The organism is Microbacterium sp. EST19A, assembly GCF_019969685.1.
Classification (GTDB): domain Bacteria; phylum Actinomycetota; class Actinomycetes; order Actinomycetales; family Microbacteriaceae; genus Microbacterium.
Window position 1 is genome coordinate 1 of record NZ_JAHXYZ010000005.1, and the last position, 21,696, is coordinate 21,696.

At 69.1% G+C, this 21,696-nt stretch carries 27 protein-coding genes; 15 read left to right on the top strand and 12 right to left on the bottom strand.

The window, feature by feature from the left end; all coding sequences use genetic code 11:
* From LC452_RS20245 to LC452_RS20275, 7 genes are all read left to right on the top strand, one after another.
* On the top strand, nucleotides 1-200 hold a 200-nt coding region (locus tag LC452_RS20245; RefSeq protein ID WP_223628203.1), incomplete at its 5' end, for a SufD family Fe-S cluster assembly protein.
* Entirely contained in the window at nucleotides 201-1,406 is a 1,206-nt protein-coding gene (gene sufD, locus LC452_RS20250; protein ID WP_223628594.1) for a Fe-S cluster assembly protein SufD, read from the top strand.
* Nucleotides 1,403-1,729 carry a non-heme iron oxygenase ferredoxin subunit gene (locus tag LC452_RS20255; protein ID WP_136056372.1) on the top strand — a complete coding sequence of 109 codons (327 nt, stop codon included), beginning with the start codon at nucleotides 1,403-1,405 and terminating at the stop codon, nucleotides 1,727-1,729. The genes sufD and LC452_RS20255 overlap by 4 nt, the downstream gene beginning before the upstream one ends.
* Nucleotides 1,730-2,500 carry a Fe-S cluster assembly ATPase SufC gene (gene sufC / locus LC452_RS20260; protein WP_223628595.1) on the top strand — a complete coding sequence of 257 codons (771 nt, stop codon included), beginning with the start codon at nucleotides 1,730-1,732 and terminating at the stop codon, nucleotides 2,498-2,500.
* A gap of 9 nt (nucleotides 2,501-2,509) precedes the next feature.
* A complete protein-coding gene (locus LC452_RS20265) occupies nucleotides 2,510-2,839 on the top strand; it encodes a metal-sulfur cluster assembly factor (protein ID WP_223628597.1) in 330 nt (109 codons plus the stop codon).
* 2 nt (nucleotides 2,840-2,841) lie between these two features.
* Nucleotides 2,842-3,996 carry a MalY/PatB family protein gene (locus LC452_RS20270; protein ID WP_223628599.1) on the top strand — a complete coding sequence of 385 codons (1,155 nt, stop codon included), beginning with the start codon at nucleotides 2,842-2,844 and terminating at the stop codon, nucleotides 3,994-3,996.
* On the top strand, nucleotides 3,993-5,363 hold the full coding sequence (locus tag LC452_RS20275; RefSeq protein ID WP_223628601.1) for an MFS transporter: 1,371 nt from the start codon (nucleotides 3,993-3,995) through the stop codon (nucleotides 5,361-5,363). The genes LC452_RS20270 and LC452_RS20275 overlap by 4 nt, the downstream gene beginning before the upstream one ends.
* On the opposite strand, the gene LC452_RS20280 is transcribed toward LC452_RS20275, so the two are convergent.
* Nucleotides 5,326-5,910, bottom strand: coding sequence for a TetR family transcriptional regulator (locus tag LC452_RS20280; RefSeq protein ID WP_223628602.1), 585 nt, complete (start codon nucleotides 5,908-5,910; stop codon nucleotides 5,326-5,328). The two genes, LC452_RS20275 and LC452_RS20280, sit on opposite strands and share 38 nt — an antisense overlap.
* Nucleotides 5,911-5,992: 82 nt before the next feature.
* Between LC452_RS20280 and LC452_RS20285 the strand changes: the two genes are divergently transcribed.
* A complete protein-coding gene (locus tag LC452_RS20285; protein ID WP_223628604.1) occupies nucleotides 5,993-6,694 on the top strand; it encodes an energy-coupling factor ABC transporter ATP-binding protein in 702 nt (233 codons plus the stop codon).
* Nucleotides 6,691-7,284 carry an energy-coupling factor transporter transmembrane component T gene (locus LC452_RS20290; protein ID WP_223628605.1) on the top strand — a complete coding sequence of 198 codons (594 nt, stop codon included), beginning with the start codon at nucleotides 6,691-6,693 and terminating at the stop codon, nucleotides 7,282-7,284. The genes LC452_RS20285 and LC452_RS20290 overlap by 4 nt, the downstream gene beginning before the upstream one ends.
* 4 nt (nucleotides 7,285-7,288) lie before the next feature.
* On the opposite strand, the gene LC452_RS20295 is transcribed toward LC452_RS20290, so the two are convergent.
* From LC452_RS20295 to LC452_RS20310, 4 genes are all read right to left on the bottom strand, one after another.
* Nucleotides 7,289-8,599 (bottom strand): acyltransferase, encoded by a 1,311-nt coding sequence (locus tag LC452_RS20295; protein ID WP_223628606.1) that lies wholly within the window; start codon nucleotides 8,597-8,599, stop codon nucleotides 7,289-7,291.
* 98 nt (nucleotides 8,600-8,697) lie between these two features.
* Nucleotides 8,698-9,369: a response regulator transcription factor gene (locus LC452_RS20300; RefSeq protein WP_223628608.1), complete on the bottom strand. Its 672-nt coding sequence runs from the start codon at nucleotides 9,367-9,369 to the stop codon at nucleotides 8,698-8,700.
* Nucleotides 9,366-10,616, bottom strand: coding sequence for a sensor histidine kinase (locus LC452_RS20305; protein ID WP_223628609.1), 1,251 nt, complete (start codon nucleotides 10,614-10,616; stop codon nucleotides 9,366-9,368). The genes LC452_RS20300 and LC452_RS20305 overlap by 4 nt, the downstream gene beginning before the upstream one ends.
* A gap of 5 nt (nucleotides 10,617-10,621) precedes the next feature.
* Nucleotides 10,622-11,239 carry a DedA family protein gene (locus tag LC452_RS20310; RefSeq protein WP_223628610.1) on the bottom strand — a complete coding sequence of 206 codons (618 nt, stop codon included), beginning with the start codon at nucleotides 11,237-11,239 and terminating at the stop codon, nucleotides 10,622-10,624.
* A gap of 164 nt (nucleotides 11,240-11,403) precedes the next feature.
* Here LC452_RS20310 and LC452_RS20315 point away from each other — a divergent pair, with 164 nt between their 5' ends.
* The 4 genes from LC452_RS20315 to LC452_RS20330 are packed head-to-tail and all read left to right on the top strand — an operon-like array spanning nucleotide 11,404 to nucleotide 14,845.
* Nucleotides 11,404-13,002, top strand: coding sequence for an ABC-F family ATP-binding cassette domain-containing protein (locus LC452_RS20315; protein ID WP_223628612.1), 1,599 nt, complete (start codon nucleotides 11,404-11,406; stop codon nucleotides 13,000-13,002).
* A 30-nt stretch (nucleotides 13,003-13,032) separates the two neighbouring features.
* Complete coding sequence (locus LC452_RS20320) at nucleotides 13,033-13,623, top strand: pyridoxamine 5'-phosphate oxidase family protein (RefSeq protein WP_223628614.1); 591 nt, start codon at nucleotides 13,033-13,035, stop codon at nucleotides 13,621-13,623.
* 16 nt (nucleotides 13,624-13,639) lie between these two features.
* Nucleotides 13,640-14,074 carry a cupin domain-containing protein gene (locus LC452_RS20325; protein ID WP_223628616.1) on the top strand — a complete coding sequence of 145 codons (435 nt, stop codon included), beginning with the start codon at nucleotides 13,640-13,642 and terminating at the stop codon, nucleotides 14,072-14,074.
* 24 nt (nucleotides 14,075-14,098) lie between these two features.
* A complete protein-coding gene (locus LC452_RS20330; protein ID WP_223628617.1) occupies nucleotides 14,099-14,845 on the top strand; it encodes a hypothetical protein in 747 nt (248 codons plus the stop codon).
* 6 nt (nucleotides 14,846-14,851) lie between these two features.
* Here LC452_RS20330 and LC452_RS20335 read toward each other — a convergent pair whose 3' ends face one another.
* Genes LC452_RS20335 through LC452_RS20350 form a run of 4 tightly spaced genes read right to left on the bottom strand, consistent with a single transcriptional unit; the run spans nucleotide 14,852 to nucleotide 16,883 of the window.
* Nucleotides 14,852-15,664: an SURF1 family protein gene (locus tag LC452_RS20335; protein ID WP_223628618.1), complete on the bottom strand. Its 813-nt coding sequence runs from the start codon at nucleotides 15,662-15,664 to the stop codon at nucleotides 14,852-14,854.
* Complete coding sequence (locus LC452_RS20340) at nucleotides 15,661-15,855, bottom strand: hypothetical protein (protein ID WP_136056358.1); 195 nt, start codon at nucleotides 15,853-15,855, stop codon at nucleotides 15,661-15,663. Before LC452_RS20340 ends, LC452_RS20335 begins: the two co-directional genes overlap by 4 nt.
* Nucleotides 15,852-16,202 (bottom strand): DUF3099 domain-containing protein, encoded by a 351-nt coding sequence (locus LC452_RS20345; protein ID WP_223628620.1) that lies wholly within the window; start codon nucleotides 16,200-16,202, stop codon nucleotides 15,852-15,854. Before LC452_RS20345 ends, LC452_RS20340 begins: the two co-directional genes overlap by 4 nt.
* 51 nt (nucleotides 16,203-16,253) lie before the next feature.
* Nucleotides 16,254-16,883 (bottom strand): DUF4190 domain-containing protein, encoded by a 630-nt coding sequence (locus tag LC452_RS20350; RefSeq protein WP_223628624.1) that lies wholly within the window; start codon nucleotides 16,881-16,883, stop codon nucleotides 16,254-16,256.
* A gap of 142 nt (nucleotides 16,884-17,025) precedes the next feature.
* Between LC452_RS20350 and LC452_RS20355 the strand changes: the two genes are divergently transcribed.
* A complete protein-coding gene (locus tag LC452_RS20355; protein WP_223628625.1) occupies nucleotides 17,026-17,736 on the top strand; it encodes a beta-ketoacyl-ACP reductase in 711 nt (236 codons plus the stop codon).
* Between the two features lie 24 nt (nucleotides 17,737-17,760).
* Here LC452_RS20355 and LC452_RS20360 read toward each other — a convergent pair whose 3' ends face one another.
* Genes LC452_RS20360 through LC452_RS20370 form a run of 3 tightly spaced genes read right to left on the bottom strand, consistent with a single transcriptional unit; the run spans nucleotide 17,761 to nucleotide 20,426 of the window.
* Entirely contained in the window at nucleotides 17,761-18,456 is a 696-nt protein-coding gene (locus LC452_RS20360) for an alpha/beta fold hydrolase (protein WP_223628627.1), read from the bottom strand.
* A gap of 43 nt (nucleotides 18,457-18,499) precedes the next feature.
* Entirely contained in the window at nucleotides 18,500-19,135 is a 636-nt protein-coding gene (serB, locus tag LC452_RS20365; protein ID WP_223628628.1) for a phosphoserine phosphatase SerB, read from the bottom strand.
* A 49-nt stretch (nucleotides 19,136-19,184) separates the two neighbouring features.
* Nucleotides 19,185-20,426: a glucose-1-phosphate adenylyltransferase gene (locus LC452_RS20370; RefSeq protein WP_223628630.1), complete on the bottom strand. Its 1,242-nt coding sequence runs from the start codon at nucleotides 20,424-20,426 to the stop codon at nucleotides 19,185-19,187.
* A gap of 70 nt (nucleotides 20,427-20,496) precedes the next feature.
* On the opposite strand from LC452_RS20370, the gene glgA reads away from it, so the two are divergent.
* Nucleotides 20,497-21,681: a glycogen synthase gene (gene glgA / locus LC452_RS20375; protein ID WP_223628631.1), complete on the top strand. Its 1,185-nt coding sequence runs from the start codon at nucleotides 20,497-20,499 to the stop codon at nucleotides 21,679-21,681.
* Nucleotides 21,682-21,696 lie beyond the last annotated feature (15 nt).

A 21,696-nucleotide genomic window follows, 5' to 3' on the forward strand; every position in this document is an offset into this window, starting at 1 on the left:
AGCTCGGCCATGAGGCCACCGTCTCGAAGGTCAGCGAGGAGCAGCTCTTCTACCTGCAGTCCCGCGGCATGCCCGAGGACGAGGCGATGGCGATGATCGTGCGCGGCTTCATCGAGCCGATCGCGCGGGAGCTGCCGATGGAGTACGCGATGGAATTGAACAAGCTCATCGAGATGGGCATGGAAGGCAGCGTCGGCTAGATGACGGCTCAGGCTACGGCGTCCGCAGGGACGCAAGATTCGAACGCGCACATCGACCCGGCGGCACAGGTCGCCTCGGCGGGCTTCGTCCCGGTGCAGACCCGCTCCGAGCGGCCGCACTCCTTCGAACCCGGCGACTTCGGTGCGCCCACCGGCCGCGAGGTCAACTGGAAGCACACGCCCGTCGCGAAGCTGACGTCGCTCTTCGCGGTGGCGTCCCCCAACGACGGAGTCCGGTACGAGTTCGGCGCGGGGGAGCAGTACGTCTCCTCGCCGCTCGCCGCCGGCGACGCTCCTCGCGGCGAGGTCTTCCTCGCCGAGGACGTGACCGCGGCCGTGGCGTGGCAGGGCTCGACCGAGGGTCTGCACGTGCGCATCCCTCGCGAAGAAGAGGTCGCAGAGCCCGTCTTCGTGTCGATCACCGGACTCGGTGCCGACCGACGCGCCGACGCGCACATCGTGATCGAGGCGCTCGAGCACAGCTCCGCGACGGTGGTGCTCCAGCACACCGGTTCGGCGCAGTACGCGCAGAACGTCGAGATCATCGTGCGGGACGGTGCCAAGCTCACCGTGATCAGCCTCCAGCAGTGGCAGGATGACGCCGTTCACGCGGCCGCGCATCAGGCCCGTGTCGGAGCCGACGCGACGCTCAAGCATTTCGTCATCAGCTTCGGCGGCGGCGTCGTCCGGGTGAACCCGAACGTCGAGCTCGCGGGAGCCGGCTCCGAGGGCTACCTCTACGGCCTGTCCTATGCCGACGCCGGGCAGCACCTCGAGAGCCAGGTGTACCTGCACCACAAGGGCCCGCACACCAAGGGCGACGTGCTCTACAAGGGTGCGCTGCAGGGCAAGGGTGCACACAGCGTCTGGATCGGCGATGTGCTGATCGGCGCGAACGCCAACGGCACCGACTCGTACGAGGCCAACCGCAACCTGGTGCTCACCGAGGGTGCACGGGCCGACTCGATCCCGAACCTCGAGATCGAGACCGGCGACATCCTCGGCGCCGGGCACGCGAGTGCGACCGGTCGTTTCGACGACGAGCAGCTCTTCTACCTCCAGGCTCGCGGCATCAGCGAAGAAGAGGCACGACGTCTGGTCGTGCTCGGCTTCCTCACCGACATCGTGCAGCGTCTCGGCATCCCGGCCCTGGAGACGGAGCTGCTCGACGCCATCGAGACCGAACTCTCGGCGGTGAACGGATGACCGCCGAGCGCGTCTGCGGCGTCGCCGACCTCGAGCAGGACACGCCCCTGCGCGTCGAGCCGGCCGGCGTTCCCATCACCGTGATCAAGGACGGCGAGGGTGTCATCCACGCCATCGGCGACGTCTGCACCCACGGCGACATCTCCCTCTCCGAGGGCTTCGTCGAAGGTGACACGGTGGAGTGCTGGGCCCACGGCTCCGCCTTCTCCCTGATCACCGGCAAGCCCCAGAACCTCCCCGCTTATGAGCCCGTCCCGGTCTACGTCGTCGAGATCGACGGCGACGACGTGCTCATCGACCCGACCGTGACGAAGGAAGTCTGAATGTCTGTTCTCGAGATCCGCGACCTGTTTGTGACGGTCGAGACCGAGTCGGGGAACACCCCGATCCTCAACGGAATCACCCTCACCATGAACACCGGTGAGACCCACGCGATCATGGGCCCCAACGGCTCGGGCAAGTCGACGCTCGCGTACACGATCGCCGGTCACCCCAAATACACCGTGACCTCCGGTTCGATCACCTTCGACGGCGAGGACGTCCTCGCGATGACCGTCGACGAGCGCGCTCGCGCCGGCCTGTTCCTCGCGATGCAGTACCCGGTGGAGATCCCCGGCGTCACCGTGACGAACTTCCTCCGCACGGCCAAGACCGCTCTCGACGGCGAAGCGCCGGCGATCCGCGGCTGGACCAAGGACGTCAAGGCGGCCATGGCCAACCTGCGCATGGACCCGAAGTTCGCGCAGCGCAACGTCAACGAGGGGTTCTCCGGCGGTGAGAAGAAGCGCCACGAGATCCTGCAGCTCGAGGTGCTGAAGCCGAAGTTCGCGATCCTCGACGAGACCGACTCCGGTCTCGACGTCGACGCGCTGAAGATCGTCTCCGAGGGCGTCAACCGCGCCAAGGAGTCGACCGGCCTGGGCGTCCTGCTCATCACGCACTACACGCGCATCCTCCGCTACATCCGCCCCGACTACGTGCACGTCGTGGTCGCGGGAAAGATCGTGGAAGAAGGCGGACCCGAGCTCGCCGACCGGCTCGAGGACGAGGGATACGACCGTTTCCTCGACCCCGCCGCCCCCATCGAGGCGTAGGCTGACCGCATGACCGCGACGCTCAACGACCAGAAGTACGACGAGGTCACCGAGGCACTGAAAGACGTCATGGACCCCGAGCTGGGGATCAACGTCGTCGACCTCGGTCTGATCTACGACCTGGCCTGGGATGACGAGAACGACGCTCTCGTGATCCACATGACGCTGACCAGTGCCGGTTGCCCGTTGACCGATGTCCTCGAGGAGCAGACCGCCGAGGCGCTGGACAACGTGGTGGATCGCTTCCGCATCAACTGGGTGTGGATGCCGCCGTGGGGCCCCGAGAAGATCACCGACGACGGCCGCGACATGATGCGAGCCCTCGGCTTCGCGATCTAGGGATGCTCCGGGTCACGGCCCTGCCTCTGGCAGAGCTCCGCGAGCGCAGCAGCGAGAAGTGGCGGGAGTACCCTGCCGACGTCCTGCCGCTGTTCGTCGCGGAGACGGACTTCCCGCTCGCGCCGGCGATCACGACGGCTCTGCAGCGTGCGATCGACGTCGGGGACACGGGCTACGTGGCCTCGCGCACTCCGCTCGCCGAAGCGTTCGCCGCGTTCGCGCAGCGAAGATTCGGCTGGACGCCCGACCCTGCGCGCATGCGGAGCACGGCCGACGTGAGCATGGGGATCGTCGAGATCCTCCGCCGCGTCACCCAGCCCGGCGATCGCGTCATCGTCACTCCTCCGGTGTACCCGCCGTTCTATGAGCTCGTCGCCGAGGCCGGCGCCGAGGTCGTGCGCGTTCCCCTGGCCGACACCGGCACGGCGTGGGAGCTCGATCTCGACGGCATCCGTGCCGCCTTCGAAGACGGCGCCGCGGCGATCCTGCTCTGCAATCCGCACAACCCGACCGGCACCGTGCACGACCGTGACGCGCTGGCCGCCCTTGCGGAGATCGCCGACGAGTTCGGCGCCGCGGTCGTGTCGGATGAGATCCACGGACCGCTGGCCCAGCCCGGGACGGCCTTCACGCCGTTCCTGTCGGCCGGCGATGCCGCGCAGCGCGTCGGCTACGCGGTCGTCAGCGCGAGCAAGGCCTTCAACCTCGCGGGTCTCAAGTGCGCGCTGATGGTCACGGCGGATGACGAGACGAGCGCCGTCGTGCGCGGCCTTCCCGTCGAGGTCGAATGGCGCACCGGACAGTTCGGGCTGCTGGCCGCGGTCGCCGCGTTCTCCGAGGAGAGCGACGAGTGGCTCGACGGGCTGCTGCGCACGCTCGACGAGAACCGGGTGCTCCTCGAAGACCTGCTCGCCTCGCGCCTGCCGGGTGCCCGCTACCGCATCCCCGACGCCGGCTACCTCGCGTGGATCGATCTTTCGGCCTTCGAGTGGGGAGACAACCCTGCTCGACGGATCCTGAAGGACGCCAGAGTCGCGCTGCACTACGGTCCCGCGTTCGGGACCGAGGGCGCCGGACACGTGCGGCTGAACTTCGGCACCAGTCCCGAGATCCTCATCGAGGCCATCGAGCGCATCGCGGCGCTCGTCGCTCGATGACTCTCCCCGGCGCCGTCGCTTCGATCTGGGACCGCAGCCGCATCTGGGTCACGCTCGGCGCTGTCGCGCTCATCTTCCTCGCAGCCATCGAGGCGCTCGCGGTGACGACGGTGATGCCGATCGTCAGCGAGGCCCTCGACGGGCAGTCGCTCTACGCGGTCGCGTTCGCCGGGACGCTGGCGACGAGCGTGATCGGCATGGTGGCCGCGGGGGCATGGTCGGATGCGCGCGGGCCGCGCGGGGCGCTGTACGTGGCCGTGACCCTCTTCGTCGCGGGCCTCCTCATCTCGGGCCTCGCCGTGACCATGCACCAGTTCCTCATCGGGCGTCTGGTGCAGGGCCTGGGCACGGGCGGGCAGACCGTGGCGCTGTACGTCGTGGTCGCACGGCTGTACCCGCCGCACCTGCACGGGCGCATCTTCGCCGCGTTCGCCGCCGCGTGGGTGGTTCCGTCGATGGTCGGGCCGTTCCTCGCCGGAGCGGTCGCGGAGTACCTCGACTGGCGCTGGGCCTTCCTCGGTGTCGCGGTGCTGACCGCTGCGGCGTTCCTCATGATCGCCGTGCGGCTGCGCGGGGTGGATCTGGGACACGGAGAACCGCAGGACGGCCGCGCGCTGGTCCGGCGGCTGCTGCTCGCCGTGGTGGTGGCCGTGCTCGCCGTCGTGATCGGCTTCTCCGCCGACATGACTCCGGCGATCGGCTGGCCGGTCGCTCTCGGTGCGGTCGTGGTGATCGCCTTCGCGGTGCTCCCGCTGGTGCCGCGACGCACTCTGCGCGCCGGGGCCGGCCTGCCGAGCGTCGTGCTGATGCGCGGCATCGTGGCTGGGGCGTTCTTCGCCGCAGAGGCCTATATCCCGTACCTGCTGATGGAGCGGTTCGCGTTCACGGCGACGTGGGCCGGCGTCGCTCTGATGCTGGCTGCGTTCGCCTGGGCCGGAGCGTCCGCACTGCAGGGGAAGTTCGGCGAGAGCCTCGGCAATCACCGCATCACCCTGATCAGTCTCAGCCTGCTGCTGGTGGCGATGATCTGCGTGCTGCTGGCCGCCGTGTTCGGCGTCTCACCGCTGTTCGTGATCGTCGGCTGGGCTTTCGGCGGCGGCGGCATGGGACTGCTGTATCCGCGCCTCACCGTGCTGACGCTCGCCTACTCCGACGAGACGAATCAGGGATTCAACTCCTCGGCGCTGTCGATCTCCGACGCCACGGGGTCTGCCGTCGCCATCGCTCTCGCCGGGCTCGGTGTCGCCACTCTCGGCGGCGGGGCAGGTGCGTTCGCGGTCGTGTTCGTGTTCGGGATCGCGCTGGTGCTGGTCGCGGTGGTCCCAGGACTCAGGCTCGGTCACGCGGCGGAGTCGCGGACGCACTGACCGCACCCGCGAGGGCGGTGACACCCAGGTCGAAGATGCGATCGAGGCCCGCGGTGACGTCGGTCTCGTCGCCGCCGAGCAGGGCTCCATGGCTGTCGGCGTGCATGCGCTGCTGCACGAGCGTCGCGTGGCCGAGCACGAAGTGCAGGATCGCGACGGCGCGTTCCTCGGTGTCTGCGGCGCCCTCGCTCTCGAGTGCCGTCGCCAGAGCGGACTGGGCGGGGGACGACCCCAGGCGCAGGGCGTAGGTGCTGAGCACGAGTTCGGCGCCGTCCCGGTGGGCGAAGAGCGCGTCGCGGATGCTGCGGGCCGTCGCCAGGACGCCGGCGCCGTCGGCGGGAATGACCGCGGTGATGCGGTCGGTGAGGTCGGCGAGGAGTTCCTGCTTACTGGAGAAGTGCCAGTAGAGGGCGCTGGGCTGCACGTCGAGACGGGCGGCGATGCGCCGCATGGAGAGGTCGGCGAGCCCCACCTCGTCGAGCAGCGCGAGGGCTGTGCGGGCCACACTCTCGCGGTCGTGCCGTGCCGGATTGTGTTCGGGGCTCATGCTCTCACTATAGTGAACAGCGTTCAGGTGAACAGTGTTCAGGAAGCGAAGATCTCGCCGACAGACGGAGTGCGGAGTGCGGATGACGAAGAGCAGCACGACGACGGAGGTCGCGTCGATCATGCTCGAGCAGGTGTCCGTCGACCTCGACGGACGCGCCGTGATCGACGACGTCACCCTCGAGCTCCGCGCGCCGACCATCGCGGTGATCGGTGCGAACGGCTCCGGCAAGTCGACGTTCGCCCGGCTCCTGAACGGGCTCGTCGCTCCGACGAGCGGTCGTGTGCTCGTGCACGGGATGGATGCGACCCGCGACCGCGCAGCCGTCCGTCGGCGCGTGGGCTTCGTGTTCGCCAACCCCGAGGCGCAGATCCTCATGCCGACCCCGGCGGAGGACCTCGCCCTGTCCCTACGCGGGCGCCCTCGCGACGAGGCGGCCCGCCGTGTCGCCGAGACGCTCGACGCGCACGGGCTCGCCGGCCATGCCGACGTTCCGGCGTCGGCGCTCTCCGGCGGACAGAAGCAGATGCTCGCCCTCGCGTCGGTCCTCATCACCGAACCCGACCTGATCGTGGCCGACGAACCGACGACGCTCCTCGATCTGCGCAATGCCCGCCGCATCGGCGATCTGCTGCTCGCGCAGTCGGCGCAGGTGGTCCTGGTGACCCATGATCTCGAGCTGGCCGCCCGGTGCGACGCCGCCGTGCTCTTCGACGACGGTCGCGTCGCGGCATCCGGTGAGCCGGCAGAGGTCATCGACGCCTACCGGCGAGGGTGCGGATGATCCAGCTGTACCGGCCGGGATCGAGCCTGATCCACAGGGCGCCCGCCGCGGCCAAGCTCGCCGTCCTCGCGGTTGCCGCACTGGTGCTCTCGCTGTACCCCCACGATGCTCTGAGCATCGGCGTCGCCCTGCTCGTGGTGGTTGTGCTCTACGGCGTTGCGCGCCTTCCCGTGCGGGTGCTGGTCGCCGAGCTCTGGAGGCTGCGCTGGATCGTGCTGGTCCTCTCCGTCGCCCTGGTCGTGTTCGTGTCACCGCAGGCGGCGTGGATCAGCGCCGGACGTCTCGTGGCTCTGCTGCTGCTGGCAAGTCTGCTGACTCTCACGACCCGCATGTCCGCCTTGCTCGACGTGCTGCGGGGGCTGGTGCGTCCGTTCCGTCGGGTGGGTGTCGATCCGGAGGCCGTCGCGATGACGATCTCGCTCACCCTCACGATGATCCCGGTGGTCGCGGGGTTCGCCGATCGTGTGCGCGAGGCCGGCCGTGCTCGCGGCGTGCGGCTCGGGCCGCGCGCCGTGGTGCCGCTGCTGGTGCTCGCTCTCCGGCACGCCGACGATGTCGGCGACGCGCTGGCCGCCCGAGGCATCGGCTGATCACTCACGCGACGGCGAGGGACGCCCGGAGCGGCGCCGTCGCCTCGGGTGTGCGCCGGGCGAGGCGGAGCGACGCGGCCATGAGGGCGACGGCGATCATCGCGGTCGCGACCGACGTGCCGAGGACGAGCAGCAGCACGATGCCGATGAGCCCGAGAGACGCGCCGAGCGCGAGGCCGCGTGCGGTCCGTGTCGGCTCAGGTGCCGGCTGCGTCTCGAAACGGGTGAACACCAGCGCCACGAACGCCGTGAGTGCGAGAGCCGTCGCCAGCCACAGCGGACGCCCCGCCCACCATTCCACGCTGCCGAGTGCCGGCAGATCCGCACCGGTGAGGAGCGCGAACACCGCGGAGACCCCGGCCATCGCGAGCAGGACCGGCATGTGCCAGAGGTAGATCGTCATGGCGCGGCGCGTCACGAAGCCGGTGAAGGCGGCGGGCAACGGACGCCGGCTGAACTGCTCGATCCGGTCGCGATGCAGGGAGAGAGCGCCCGTGTGCACGACGCCGACGAGCAGCAGGGCCGCCGTGGGCGGATTGATGTTCGCGATGAGGTCGGGGGAGTAGACGCCGGTGAGGAACGTGACCGCCAGGACGACGAGCGCGCCGGAGACCGCGAGGATGCGCGTTCGACGGCTCAGCGCATCGATGCGGCCGTCCGCGAGGAAGAATCCGAGCTGCTGGAGAGTCATCCACACGAAGGCGAGGTTCAGGAAGCCCAGGCCCTCGATGCCTGTGGCGGCGCGGAGAACGTCCACCAGGACGGATGCCGCGGCCAGCGCGCCGATCGTCGCATACGGCGCGCGCCGATGGGCTGCCGCCACCAGCGGCAGGAGCGCCTGACAGAGGACGAACACGCCGAGGAACCAGAGCGGCTGTCCGTAGCGGAAGCCGGCGGTGGCGATGAGGTCGGCGGGGATGCCTATGACGGTCAGCACGGCGAGGGCGAAGCCGACGACGACCACGGTGAAGATCGCCGGGCGGAGGAGACGGTGCAGGCGTCCGGCGACGAAGTCGGTCGCCGTGCCGCCGCGTTCCCGCAGCCGACCGTAGGCGAGGTACCCGGAGAATCCGCCGATCACGAAGAACAGCGGCATCACCTGGAGCACCCAGCTCAGCGGAGTGATCCACCAGGAGCCGTCGCTGGCGTTCTCGAAAACCGGTGCGGAACCTGTCACCGTGACGCCCACCATGATCGCGTGCAGCAGCACGACGCCGAGGACGCAGAGAGCCCGGACGAGGTCGATTCCGGTGTCGCGCGAAGGGGGAGACGGGGGAGCGGGAGTCGCGGTGCGCGGCGCCTGGGCGATGGTCATGGTTCCTCCTCGGGAGCGGTGTTCCCGAAGACTATGGACGCGGTGCGCGGCGGGACATCACCCCCAGGTGCCGTTCCCGACCCCTACCCGGGGGTGAGTCAGGAGGAGGGCTCGACGAGCCCGGTGTCGTAGGCGAGGATCACGGCGTGCACCCGGTCGCGCAGACTCAGCTTCGCGAGCACCTTGCCGACGTGGGTCTTCACGGTCTGCTCGGCGATGAAGAGATCGGCGGCGATCTCGGTGTTCGAGCGTCCTCTGCCGATCAGCACCAGCACCTCGCGTTCGCGCTCGGTGAGCTCCGCGAGCGCGGTGGCGGACCGGGGAGCGCGGGGTCGTCGCCCGGCGAACTGCTCGATCATGCGGCGCGTGACGCTGGGTGCCAGCAGCGCATCACCGCCCGCGACCACGCGCACGGCGTGCACGAGCTCCTCGGGGAGGGCATCTTTCAGCAGAAATCCGCTGGCGCCGGCTTCGAGGGCGTCGTAGACGTAGTCGTCGATGTCGAAGGTCGTGAGCATGAGGATCCGAGGAACGTGCGCGGCCGGGTAGTTCGGCCCCAGGATGCGGCGGGTGGCCTCGATGCCGTCGAGTTCCGGCATCCGCACATCCATCAGGATCACGTCGGGGTCGACGCGCGCCGCCAGCGTGACCGCCTCGGCGCCGGTCGCGGCCTGACCCACCACGCGGATGCCCTCGTGGGCGTCCAGCAGAGCGGCGAAACCGGCGCGGACCATGGCCTGGTCGTCGGCGATGAGCACGCTGATCGTCACGTGGTCTCCTTCTCGGGGGCGGGGTGGTCGGCGGGGGTGAGGGGGAGCGTCGCCTCGACGGTCCAGCCGCCGTCGGCATCGGGACCGGCGGAGAGACTGCCGCCCAGCAGCTCGGACCGCTCGCGCATGCCGCGAAGTCCGTATCCGGTGCCATGGCTCTCGGGGCTGCGGGGCGGTGCGCCGTTGTGCACGCGGATCCGGATGCTCGTCGCATCGGCGTGCAGACGCACCCCGATGCGCGCGCCGGGGGCATGACGCACCGCATTGCTCAGAGCCTCCTGGATGATGCGGAACGTGGCGATCTGCACGGCGGGGTTCGCGGTGGCCGCGGCATCGCCGCCCTCGACCACCAGTCCGACCTCCACACCGGCGTGACGGATGCTGTCCACCAGGGCCGGCACATCGTCGATGCCCTGCTGCGGGGCGAGCTCCGCGCTCTGATCCTCGGTGCGCAGCACGCCCAGCATCCGCCGCATCTCGGTGAGGGACGCACGGGCGGTGGCGGCGATGTCCTCGAACTCCGCGGTGGCGGCCTCGCCGATCTCCGGGATGCGGTAGCGGGCTGTGGAAGCCTGCACCTGGATCACCGACATGCTGTGCGCCACGACGTCGTGCAGTTCCCGCGCGATGCGGGTGCGTTCCTCGACCAGGGCCCGACGTGATCCCTCGAGTGCGCTGTGCTCCTTCTCCCGCGTGAGCTCCTCGGACACGCGCAGGCGCCCGGCCACCAGCGCGGCGACGACGAACATCGCCGCAGCGATCGAGGCGGTGACGATGAGATCGGCGGTGGAGCTGCCCGCGGTCGCCGGGGTGGCGACCATGTCCGGACGCAGGATCGGCGCGATGAGCGAAGCGAGCACGCCGAAGACCAGCGGGAGGGCACCGACGCGCGCGCCGTGGACGAACGTGACGACACCGACGAAGAGCACGAAGGTCACGAGCGCCGGCACGGACCAGGGCCAGGGGGCGTGGGTCGCGAGCTCCGGGACGACGATGAGCGGCAGGACGAAGGCCGCCACAGTGAAGAGCAGGGTGGCGGCCCGCGGGCGGGAGAGCGCCAGGATCGGCGATCCGCACAGCGCTGCGCCGAGAAGGAACGACAGAGGGAGCGGCGTGCCGTAGGCGACCGTCTGGATCGGCACGAGGTTGGCGTACAGGCCGATGGATGCCACGTACATGGCCACCAGGGCAGCGGTACGCGGACTGATCCGCGGACGGCGCGGGGTACGCTCTCGGCGACGTGCCATGTCTGTCATCCTGCCAGTTGCGCGACGGACTCGCGCCGACGACGGGCCGCGGCGATACGGTCGATCACGAAGCCGATGACGAGGGCGATGACGACGCCGAGCGCGGCGCTGAGCAGCGGCTGGTCCTTGATCCAGGCCCCCGCAAGGAGACCGATGGCGAGGCTGAAGATGCTCCAGCTGAGACCGGCGATGAGACTCAGCGGCAGGAACCGTCGCCACGGGAAGCCGAGCGCACCGGCGGACATGTTCACCGCGACCCGGCCGACGGGGATGTAGCGGGCGCCGAGGATGAGGGTGGCGCTGCGGTGATCCAACGCGGTCTGGGCGTGCGCGAAGGCTGCGGCCACACGGGGTCGCCGCATCCAGGCGTAGCGCGTCGTGCCGAGCCTCCGGCCGATCGCGAAGGCGATGTTGTCGCCGATCGCCGCGCCGATCGCGCCGACGAGACCGAGGAGCAGCAGGTTCCCGTCCCCGGAGGAGGCCGCGACCGCTGCGGCGGCGACCAGGACCGTCTCGCTCGGGATCGGCGGGAAGAACCCGTCGATGATCGTCACGGCGAAGAGCACGAGGTACAGCCACGGAGAGGCGATCGCCTGCATGATGATGTCGTTGAGGATGTCCACTCCTGCACGCTATGAAGCGGATGCCCCTACCGGCATCCCTCTGCGGTATCTCCCTCCTCACTCTCCGGGGTGATCTTCCTGACCGTCGCTCCCTGTCGCGCCGCTTATACTGGGAGGCTGGCCCGTCGGCCGACTCTCTCCCTCTGAACGAACGGACATCCGCTGTGCTTGCCGTGCACGACCTCGAGATCCGCGTTGGCGCGCGCCTGCTCATGGAGAACGTCTCCTTCCGTGTCGCCGACGGCGACAAGATCGGACTCGTCGGCCGCAACGGCGCCGGGAAGACCACGCTCACCAAGGTCCTGGCCGGCGACGTCCTGCCGTCCGACGGCACTGTGACGCGCTCGGGCGAACTCGGCTACCTGCCGCAGGACCCGCGCTCCGGCAACCCGGAAGACCTCGCCCGTACGCGCATCCTCGACGCGCGCGGCCTCGGTCAGCTGAACCTCGGGATGACCGAGGCGTCCCTCGCCATGGGATCGGACGACCCCGCGCTGGCCGAGAAGGCGATGAAGCGCTACGCCTCGCTGACGGAGAAGTTCGAGGCGCAGGGCGGTTACGCCGCCGAGGCCCAGGCGGCGTCGATCGCGCACAACCTCTCGCTGCCCGACCGCATCCTCGACCAGCCGCTGTCGACGCTCTCCGGTGGTCAGCGCCGTCGCATCGAGCTCGCGCGCATCCTCTTCTCCGACGCCCAGACGATGATCCTCGATGAGCCGACCAACCACCTCGATGCCGACAGCGTCGTGTGGCTGCGCGAGTTCCTCAAGGGGTACAAGGGCGGGCTGATCGTGATCAGCCACGACGTCGAGCTCGTCGGCGAGACCGTGAACCGCGTGTTCTACCTCGACGCGAACCGTCAGGTCATCGACACGTACAACATGAACTGGAAGAACTACCTGCGCCAGCGGGTGGCCGACGAGGAGCGCCGCAAGAAGGAGCGCGCCAACGTCGAGAAGAAGGCCACGACTCTGCAGCTGCAGGCGGCGCGCTTCGGCGCGAAGGCCTCGAAGGCGGCGGCCGCGCACCAGATGGTCGCCCGCGCGGAGAAGATGCTCGCAGGGCTCGATGACGTGCGCCAGGAAGATCGCGTCGCGAAGCTGCGGTTCCCGAAGCCGGCGGCGTGCGGCAAGACCCCGCTCATGGCGACGGGACTGTCGAAGTCCTACGGCTCGCTGGAGATCTTCACCGACGTCGACCTCGCGATCGATCGCGGCTCCAAGGTCGTCATCCTCGGTCTCAACGGTGCCGGGAAGACGACGCTGCTGCGCATGCTCGCCGGCGTCGACCAGCCCGACACCGGACAGCTCGAGCCGGGGCACGGTCTCAAGGTGGGCTACTACGCGCAGGAGCACGAGAACCTCGATGTGCACCGCTCGGTGCTCGAGAACATGGTCTCGGCGGCTCCGCACATCACCGAGACCGAGGCGCGCAAAGTGCTGGGCTCGTTCCTGTTCACGGGCGACGATGTGCTGAAGCCGGCGGGCGTCCTGTCCGGCGGCGAGAAGACGCGTCTGTCGCTCGCGACACTCGTCGTGTCGTCGGCGAACCTCCTGCTCCTCGACGAGCCGACCAACAACCTCGACCCCGCCTCGCGCGAGGAGATCCTCGGCGCGCTCGCGCACTACGAGGGCGCGGTCGTCCTCGTCTCGCACGACCCGGGTGCCGTGCAATCGCTCAACCCGGAGCGGGTCCTGATCCTCCCCGACGGCGTCGAGGACATCTGGAGCCAGGACTACCAGGACCTCATCGAGCTCGCCTGAGCGCGGCCGTCGCGTGGCATAGTCGAGAGCGTGACTCCCGACGAAAATGTTCGCGACATCCTCCCTCTCAACGAGTGGCTTCGCGGTCGACATGCGCTCACCGGTGACGCACCGGAATGGGACCTCGACGCATTGCCCCCGGAACCGACATCCCTCTTCACGGAGTGGATGCTGCGGGCAGATGCGGACCGGGTTCCCGAACCCCACACGGCGACTCTCGCGACCGTCGATGCGAACGGGGTTCCGGACGCGCGGACTCTGATCCTGAAGGGAATCGACGACGGACGCTGGGCCTTTGCCAGCACCCGGTCGTCCCGCAAAGGCTCCCAGCTCGCTCAGGTGTCCGCGGCTGCGCTGAACTTCTGGTGGCAGCCGCAGGTGCGCGCTGTGCGGGTGCGCGGGCGTGTGGAAGAGGCGACGACAGAGGAGAGCGCCGCGGACCTCGCCGCGCGCTCCCCGGCGGCGCAGCAGGGCATCGAACCCGGGGATTGGGTCCGCTGGCGGATCGTCCCGTCGAGGATCGAGTTCTGGCAGGGGTCACGCGACCGTCGTCACACGCGGGTGGTCTACGTGCCCGACGGTGAAGGCTGGGCGTACTCGATCCTCGGGGACGCAGGATGAGCGCGGAAGGAACACGATGAGCGGATACCAGGTCGTCGAGATCGGAGCGCTGGACGAGTGGCGCGGCCATCACGGCGGTTTCGATGCGACGCGGTCGCGTGACGGACGCCGGGTCGTCGACCACGAGCTGACGATGCAGTACATCGGCATGACGGCGAATGCCCTCGAGCCCGGGGAAGAGGCCGGCTACTGGCACGTGCACGCGAAGATCGAGGAGGTCTACGTCTTCCTCAGCGGGCGCGGCCAGATGGGTCTGGACGACGATGTCGTCGAGGTGGGACCCGGTACCGTCATCCGCGTCGGTCAGGGGGTGGCGCGCACCTGGCGGGCCCGCGCGGACAGCATCGGAGAATTGCGCTGGCTGTGCATCCGAGCCGGCGGTGACGAGCTGCCGCACCTTCCGGACGACAGCACGCGTCTGCCGGAGAAGCCGATGCCCTGGGCGGACTGAGCCGTGGCGGAGGCGCTCCGGCCCGTGCCATCGCGGGCGCCGGACTTCACCGATGGTTTCCGGGACGGACTCGACCCGGAGAAGTGGATCGCCCACTACCTTCCGCAGTGGACCGTCCCCGAACGATCGGAAGCACGGTACAGGATCGTCGAGTCCGGTCTGGAGCTGCGCATCGAGTCCGATCAGCTCGACTGGCGCGTCGAGGATGCTCCGATGCGTGTGTCGAATGTGCAGACCGCCGTCTTCTCCGGTCCGGTCGGTTCGACGCGCGGAACTCATCGTCATCGCCCCGACGGTCTCGAGGTGCGGACCGCCATTCCGACGCGCATGCTGTTCAGTCCGTCGCGAGGTCGGATCGACCTGACCGTCGCGGCGAGCACCGACGAAGGATGCATGCTCGCCGCCTGGCTCGTCGGAACGGAACATCTCTCGGAGACGGATTCCGGCGAGATCTGCATCTTCGAGATCGACGCCGACGCCGTCTCGACGACGACGCGCGCGCGATCGGGCATCAAGGCGCATCATGATCCGCGGCTCACGACCGACATGACCGAGGTGGTGCTCCCGTTCGATGCGAGCGCGTCCCACACCTGGACCGTGATCTGGGGAGACGGCGAGACGGCGATCGGCTGCGAAGGGCGGGTGCTGCGTCGCGTGCCGCAGGCGCCGGACTACCCGCTGCTGCTGTTGATCGATCTCTTCGAGGTCAGTGCTCCCTCGGGCAGCTACCCCAAGACCGCCGTCATCTCCGGGGTGCGGGCCTGGAATTGATCGGTCTCAGCGCGCGTCGAGCAGTTCGTCCTCGACATCGGCGTCGGCGTCTCGCCGGCGCCGTCTCTTCGCCGGGGCCGGGGCGCCCTCTTGATCCTCGCGATGCTTCACGATCTCGGTGCGGATGATGTATCCGATGAACACGAAGCCCATGAGCGCGAACAGGATCCACTGGATCGCGTACGAGAGATGCGGGCCGGGGTCGTCGGTCGGCGAATCGAATCCGCCTAGAGCGCCCGCCCCCGCCGGCTCCTCGCTGACGATCTGACCGTACGCTCCGGTGATCACGTCGCCGTCGACGAGGTCGGCGATCGTCGGCAGGTTGATGGTCGGCACCTGGCCCTCCGGCGCGCCACGACCTGACGCCGGGACCTGCTCGCCCGGGCGCAGTCGCACCGTCACCTCGACCTCGCCTTCGGGCGGCGCCGGCACGGCATCGGGAGAATCGCCGTCACCGGGCGGAACCCAGCCGCGGTCGACGATGAACACGCGCCCGTCCGCGTCGCGGAAGGGTACCAGCACCTCGAAGGCGCTCGTACCGCCGTGCGGGCGGTTGCGCACCAGCAGCTGCTGATCGGCCAGGTACTCGCCGCGCAGAAGAACCGGATGCCACTGATCTCCGGGATCGAGTTCGCCGTCATCGCCGATGAGGTCGGAAAGCGGCACCGGTTCGGCATCGTAGTTCTGCTCGACGAGCGCGATCTGCTCGGACCGGGACTCGTTCCGATCGAACTGCCAATGGGACAGGAAGGCGCACGCGATCGCGAAGCCGATCGCGATGAGCACGTACACGCTCCACCGGGTCATCCTCTTGCTCATGCGGTGACACCGGCCCGGACGGTCACAGGGAAGTCGCGTGCCGCGAGGTAGTCGTGGAGGAAGCCGACGTGCTCGTCGCAGGCCAGCCAGATCTTCTCGCGGTCAGCGGCGTGGATGCGCGGATTCCGCCACACCACGCGGCTGGTCGCCGCGCTCCGGCAGCCGGCGCGCGAGCACTCGAGTTCCGTCACGATTCGTCCCGGCGGCTTTCGCGGATCGTGTACACCGTCGGATCCGCTGTCTCGATGACGACCGGCTCGGGCTTCGGCGCTTCCAACTCCTGGAGCGGCGATTCCACGACGGTCTCCGTGCTGTCGCTCCCTGCGTTCGCGAACACGACGGCGATGTAGGGAAGCACGGCGGCGGCGATCCCGAAGATCCAGGTGTACCAGCCGTAGGGCTGTACGAGGACCATCAGAGCGAAGCACGCGATACGGATCGTCATCGTGAGCGCGTAACGGCGCACACGATGATCAGCCTCATCCCGCGGGGACTGCGGCAATGAGGTGACAGCCGGAACCTGACGTGCGTTCTTCACGATGCCTCCAGCCTACGCCGGTGCGGCACTCGCGGCGTGCGGTCTCGCGGCTCAGCTGGAGAACAGGAACGGCAGCGTGAAGGCTCCGAAGAAGAGGGCCCCGATGACGCCCGACACGATCGTGAAAGCCAGCAGCGCCACGACGACGTAGCCGGTGATCAGACCGGCGAACGCCATGCCGCGGCCGCCGAGCGCGGGGTTGCGCTTCGTCTGACCGAGCGCCATGTGGCCGGTGATGACGGCGACGATGGAGGCCAGCATCGGGATGACGGCCCAGAACAGGACGATTCCGGCGATTCCACAGACCAGCGAGGTGACCGCGAGGCCACTGGTCGGCCGGGGCGCGGGCACGGGGTACCCGGGTGTGACGTACGGCGCATATCCCTGCTGCGGGGGGAACTGAGCGCCGGCGTACCCCTGCTGCGGCGGTGCGATGCCGTACGCGGGCTGCGCGGGGACCACGGCGTATCCGGGCTGGACGGGAGCGACGCCGTACCCCGGCTGGGGCGGAGCGGGGGGAGGGGTGCTGTATCCCGGCTGCGCCGCGGGAGGCGGAGCGTACGTCGGCGCGGCACCCGGATACGCCTGAACGGGCTGTGCCGGAGCGGGCGCCGGATAGGCGGGCGGCGGAGGAGTGAGCGGCTGCTCGTCGGCCGGGGGAGGGAAGCTGTTGTCGCTCACGCTGATGCCTTTCGTCTCGTTCAGAGTTCCAGCACGGCCTGCTCCTGTCAAACGCCTCGCCGGTGCTCGCCGGAGCATCCTCGGTAGGATCGATGACGGCTCGGAAGACCCGGGGCCACCGCCCAGATCAGGAGTGATACCCATGAGTGCTCAGCGCGTCGTCCTCGTCACCGGAGGAAACCGCGGCATCGGCCGCGCCATCGCGGAGCGCTTCGTCCGTGACGGCTACCGCGTCGCCGTGACCGCTCGTTCGGGCGAAGGCCCGGAGGGAACCCTCACGGTCCGTGCCGACGTGACGGATGCCGTGGCTCTCGATGCTGCGTTCACCGAGGTGGAGCAGCAGCTCGGTCCGGTCGAGATCGTGGTCGCGAACGCGGGCATCACCAAGGACACCCTCCTCCTGCGCATGAGCGAGGACGACTTCGACAGCGTCGTCGCGACCAACCTCGGCGGCACGTTCCGGGTCGTGAAGCGCGCATCGAAGGGCATGATCCGGGCCCGCTTCGGTCGCGTGATCCTCATCTCCAGCGTCGTCGGGCTCTACGGCTCGGCCGGTCAGGTGAACTACTCGGCATCGAAGAGTGCATTGGTCGGTTTCGCCCGCTCGCTCACCCGGGAACTCGGCGGCCGCGGGATCACCGCGAACGTGGTCGCGCCCGGATTCATCGAGACCGACATGACCGCGGAACTCCCCGAAGAGACCCAGAAGCAGTACAAGGCGAATATCCCCGCCGGACGTTTCGCCACGCCCGACGAGGTCGCCGGAGTCGTCACCTGGCTCGCGGGCGACGACGCCGGTTACATCTCCGGCGCGGTCATCCCGGTGGACGGCGGACTGGGCATGGGGCACTGACCCCTCCAGGAGTGCCCCGAGCTCTCACCGCGCGATCGCCGCGTTGATCAGCTCACCGAGCTTCTCCGGCACGGAGAACTGCGGCCAGTGGCCGGAGCCGACCTTGACGACCTCTGCGTCGTCGATCGCGTGGAACTCGTCGGCGTACGGACCCCACTGGTCGATCATGCCCTCGAACGTCTCCTGATCGAGGCTGCCCATGAGCAGCGTCACCGGGACCCGGTAGCGGGCGCTGTCGTGGAGGACGATCTCGTCGGTGGGCACGCGTGCCGGCACGCTGCGCGTCAGGGGCACGGTGCGCGCCCGGGTCGCCTCGTCCAGATCGTTCATGTCTTCCTCAGGGAAGAAGTCCCAACCCGGAAAGGGGACGACCCCGTCGGCGAGCTCGAACTCGCTGATGCCGCTGCCGGACGGCGGCGGCACGGTGTCGACGAAGATCACGCGGGAGACCCGATCCGGCCGAGCGTCGGCGACGCCCCACGCCACGTTGCCGCCGCCGCTGTGCCCGACCACGACGGCCTCGCCCGGAAGCGCGTCGAGGGCGCGCGTCGCATCGTCGACCCAGTCGGCGATCCCGATCTCGGCCGACTCGGAAGCCGGCGCTCCGAGGCCCGGCAGGGTGAGCGGATGAACGCGGTGACCTGCTCTCTCGAGCGTCGGGATCACGTCGTCCCAACTGGATGCGTCGAGCCAGAGTCCTGGTATGAGGATGATGTCCATGACCCGACGGTAGTGGGGGTCACCGACATCCACCACGGCATCCTCAGGGCAGGAGTGCGATGACCTCGGCGAGGTTCTGCGGTCCGATCACGAGGCTGGCGGCGGCCCGGACAGCGGGCTTCGCATTGAAGGCGAGGCCGAGGCCGGCCGCGGCCATCATCTGCAGATCGTTCGCGCCGTCGCCGATCGCGATCGTGGCGCGCGGCGCGACGCCGAGCTCCGCGGCCCACTCCAGCAGCGACGATGCCTTGGCGGCAGCGTCCACGATCTCGCCGGCGACGCGACCGGTGAGGGTGCCGTCGCTGACGTCGAGGCGATTCGCGCGCCAGCGATCGACGCCGAGTTCGGGCGCGACGCTGTCGAGGATCTCATGGAACCCGCCGGAGACGACGCCGACCACGCCGCCGCGCTCGTGCACGGCCGCGGTGAGGGTCTGCGCTCCGGGTGTCGGCTCGATCCGTGCCCGCACGCGTGCGAACGCGGAAACCGGCACGCCCTCGAGTGCGGCGACACGGGAGCGGAGGCTCGTGGCGAAGTCGACCTCGCCGCGCATCGCCGCCTCGGTCGCTGCCTGGACCTCCTCGCGGCGTCCGGCCTCGTCGGCGAGCAGCTCGATCACCTCATTGCGGATGAGGGTGGAATCGGCATCGAGGACGACGAGGAAGCGCGCGGAGGTCACGGCTTCGAGCCTAGCGACCGCTCGCACGCACCTCGCGCCGCGTGACCGCTCAGCGCTCGATGAAGACGCCCTTGCCGACGACCGTGATCCCGGACTCGGTCACGGTGAACCCGCGTGCCAGATCTCGTTCGCGATCGACGCCGACCGTCGCGCCGTCGGCGAGGACGACGTTCTTGTCGAGGATCGCGCGATGCACCCGCGCGCCCTGCCCCAGGCGGACATGATCGAAGACGACCGAGTCGGTGATGGTCGAGCCGCCGCCCGCGAGCGCCCAGGGACCGACCACACTCCGCTCGAGATGGGTGCCCGAGAGCACGGAGCCGAGCGAGACGATCGAGTCGATGGCGTTGCCGATCCGGCCGACCGAATCGCGCACGAACTTCGCCGGCGGCGAGTTGACCGCCTGCGAGTGGATCGGCCATTCCATGTTGTACAGGTTGAAGATCGGCAGCGTCGAGATCAGATCCCGGTGGGCGTCGAAGAACGAGTCGATCGTCCCCACGTCACGCCAGTAGGAGCGGTCGCGCGGCGAGGACCCGGGGACGTCGTTCTGCTTCATGTCGTAGTACCCGGCTTCGCCGCGGTCGACGAAGTACGGGACGATGTCGCCACCCATGTCATGTCCGGACGTGGGCGATTCGCCGTCGGCCTCGACGGCCGCGATGAGCGCGTCGGCGTCGAAGATGTAGTTGCCCATCGAGGCCAGCACCTCGTGGGGCGAGTCCTCGAGGCCGGCGATGTCGGTCGGCTTCTCGAGGAACTGCTTGATCCTGCCCGTCTCGGCATCCGCGTCGATCACGCCGAACTGCGATGCCAGGGCGAGGGGCTGACGGATGCCGGCGACCGTGGCCTTCGCTCCGGAGGCGATGTGCGCATCGAGCATCTGCCGGAAGTCCATCCGGTAGACGTGGTCGGCGCCGATCACGACGACGATGTCGGGCTTCTCGTCGTTGATGAGGTTCATGCTCTGCAGGATCGCGTCCGCGGATCCCGAGAACCATCGCTTGCCGAGCCGCTGCTGCGCGGGCACGGACGCCACATACGAGTCGAGGAGGGCGGACATCCGCCAGGTCTGCGAGATGTGCCGATCGAGACTGTGCGACTTGTACTGGGTCAGCACGACGATCTGGCGCAGGCCGGAGTTGATGAGGTTCGAGATCGCGAAATCGATCAAGCGGTACTGTCCGCCGAAGGGAACGGCAGGTTTGGCGCGATCGGCCGTCAGCGGCATGAGGCGCTTGCCCTCGCCGCCGGCGAGGATGATTCCGAAGACCTTCTTTGGAGCGGACATGGCTCCACCCTAGATCCCACTGCATTCCGGTTCCTAGCGTCTGGACAAGTGAGTCGCTAGCGTCTATTGCATGCGAGTCGAGATGATCACCAAGGAATACCCGCCGGAGATCTACGGCGGGGCCGGCGTGCACGTCGCCGAGCTCGTCACAGCCCTCCGGAAGAGCATCGAGGTGCGCGTGCGCGCGTTCGGCGCGTCCCGCGATGAGGAGGGCACCTTCTCGTATCGGGCACCCGTCGAGCTGGCCGACGCGAACGCCGCGCTGCAGACGCTCGGCACGGATCTCGAGATCGTCTCGGCGATCACGGATGCCGACGTGGTGCACAGTCACACCTGGTACGCGAACTTCGCGGGACACCTCGCGTCGCAGCTGCACGGGATCCCGCACGTCCTCACGGCCCACAGCCTCGAACCTCTGCGCCCGTGGAAGGCCGAGCAGCTCGGCGGCGGCTACGCCGTGTCGAGCGGCATCGAGAAGCTGGCCTATGAGAACGCGGCGGCCGTGATCGCGGTGAGCGCCGGGATGCGTGCCGACATCCTGCGCAGCTACCCTCAGGTCGACCCGACGAAGGTCCGCGTGATCCACAACGGGATCGACGTCGAGCGGTGGCGGCCGGTGCAGGACGCCGCGTTCCTGCAATCGATCGGGATGGACCCGGCGCGCCCCTCGGTCGTGTTCGTCGGCCGGATCACCCGGCAGAAGGGGCTTCCGTACCTGCTGCGGGCAGCACGTCTGCTGCCGCCCGAGGTGCAGCTCGTGCTGTGCGCCGGCGCGCCTGACACCCCGGAGATCATGGCCGAGGTGCAGGAGGGGGTGCGTCAGCTGCAGCAGAGCCGTGACGGCGTCATCTGGATCGAGCGGATGCTGCCACGCGATGAGCTGTCCGCGATCCTGACGGCGGCCACGACGTTCGTCTGCCCGTCGGTGTACGAGCCGCTGGGGATCGTGAACCTGGAGGCGATGGCGTGCGGCGCGGCCGTGGTCGGCACCGCGACGGGCGGAATCCCGGAGGTCGTCGCCGACGGAGTGACCGGGCGCCTCGTGCCGATCGAGCAGCTGCAGGACGGCACCGGGACACCGGTGGACCCGGACCGGTACGTCGCCGATCTCGCGGCGGTCCTGACCGAGGTCGCCATGAATCCGGAACGCGCCCGCGAGTACGGCGAGGCCGGCCGAGAGCGTGCGAAGGCCGACTTCAGCTGGGGTGCGATCGCCGACACCACCCGCGCGCTCTACGCGGAGCTCCTCGCCTGAGCCGATAGGCTTGAC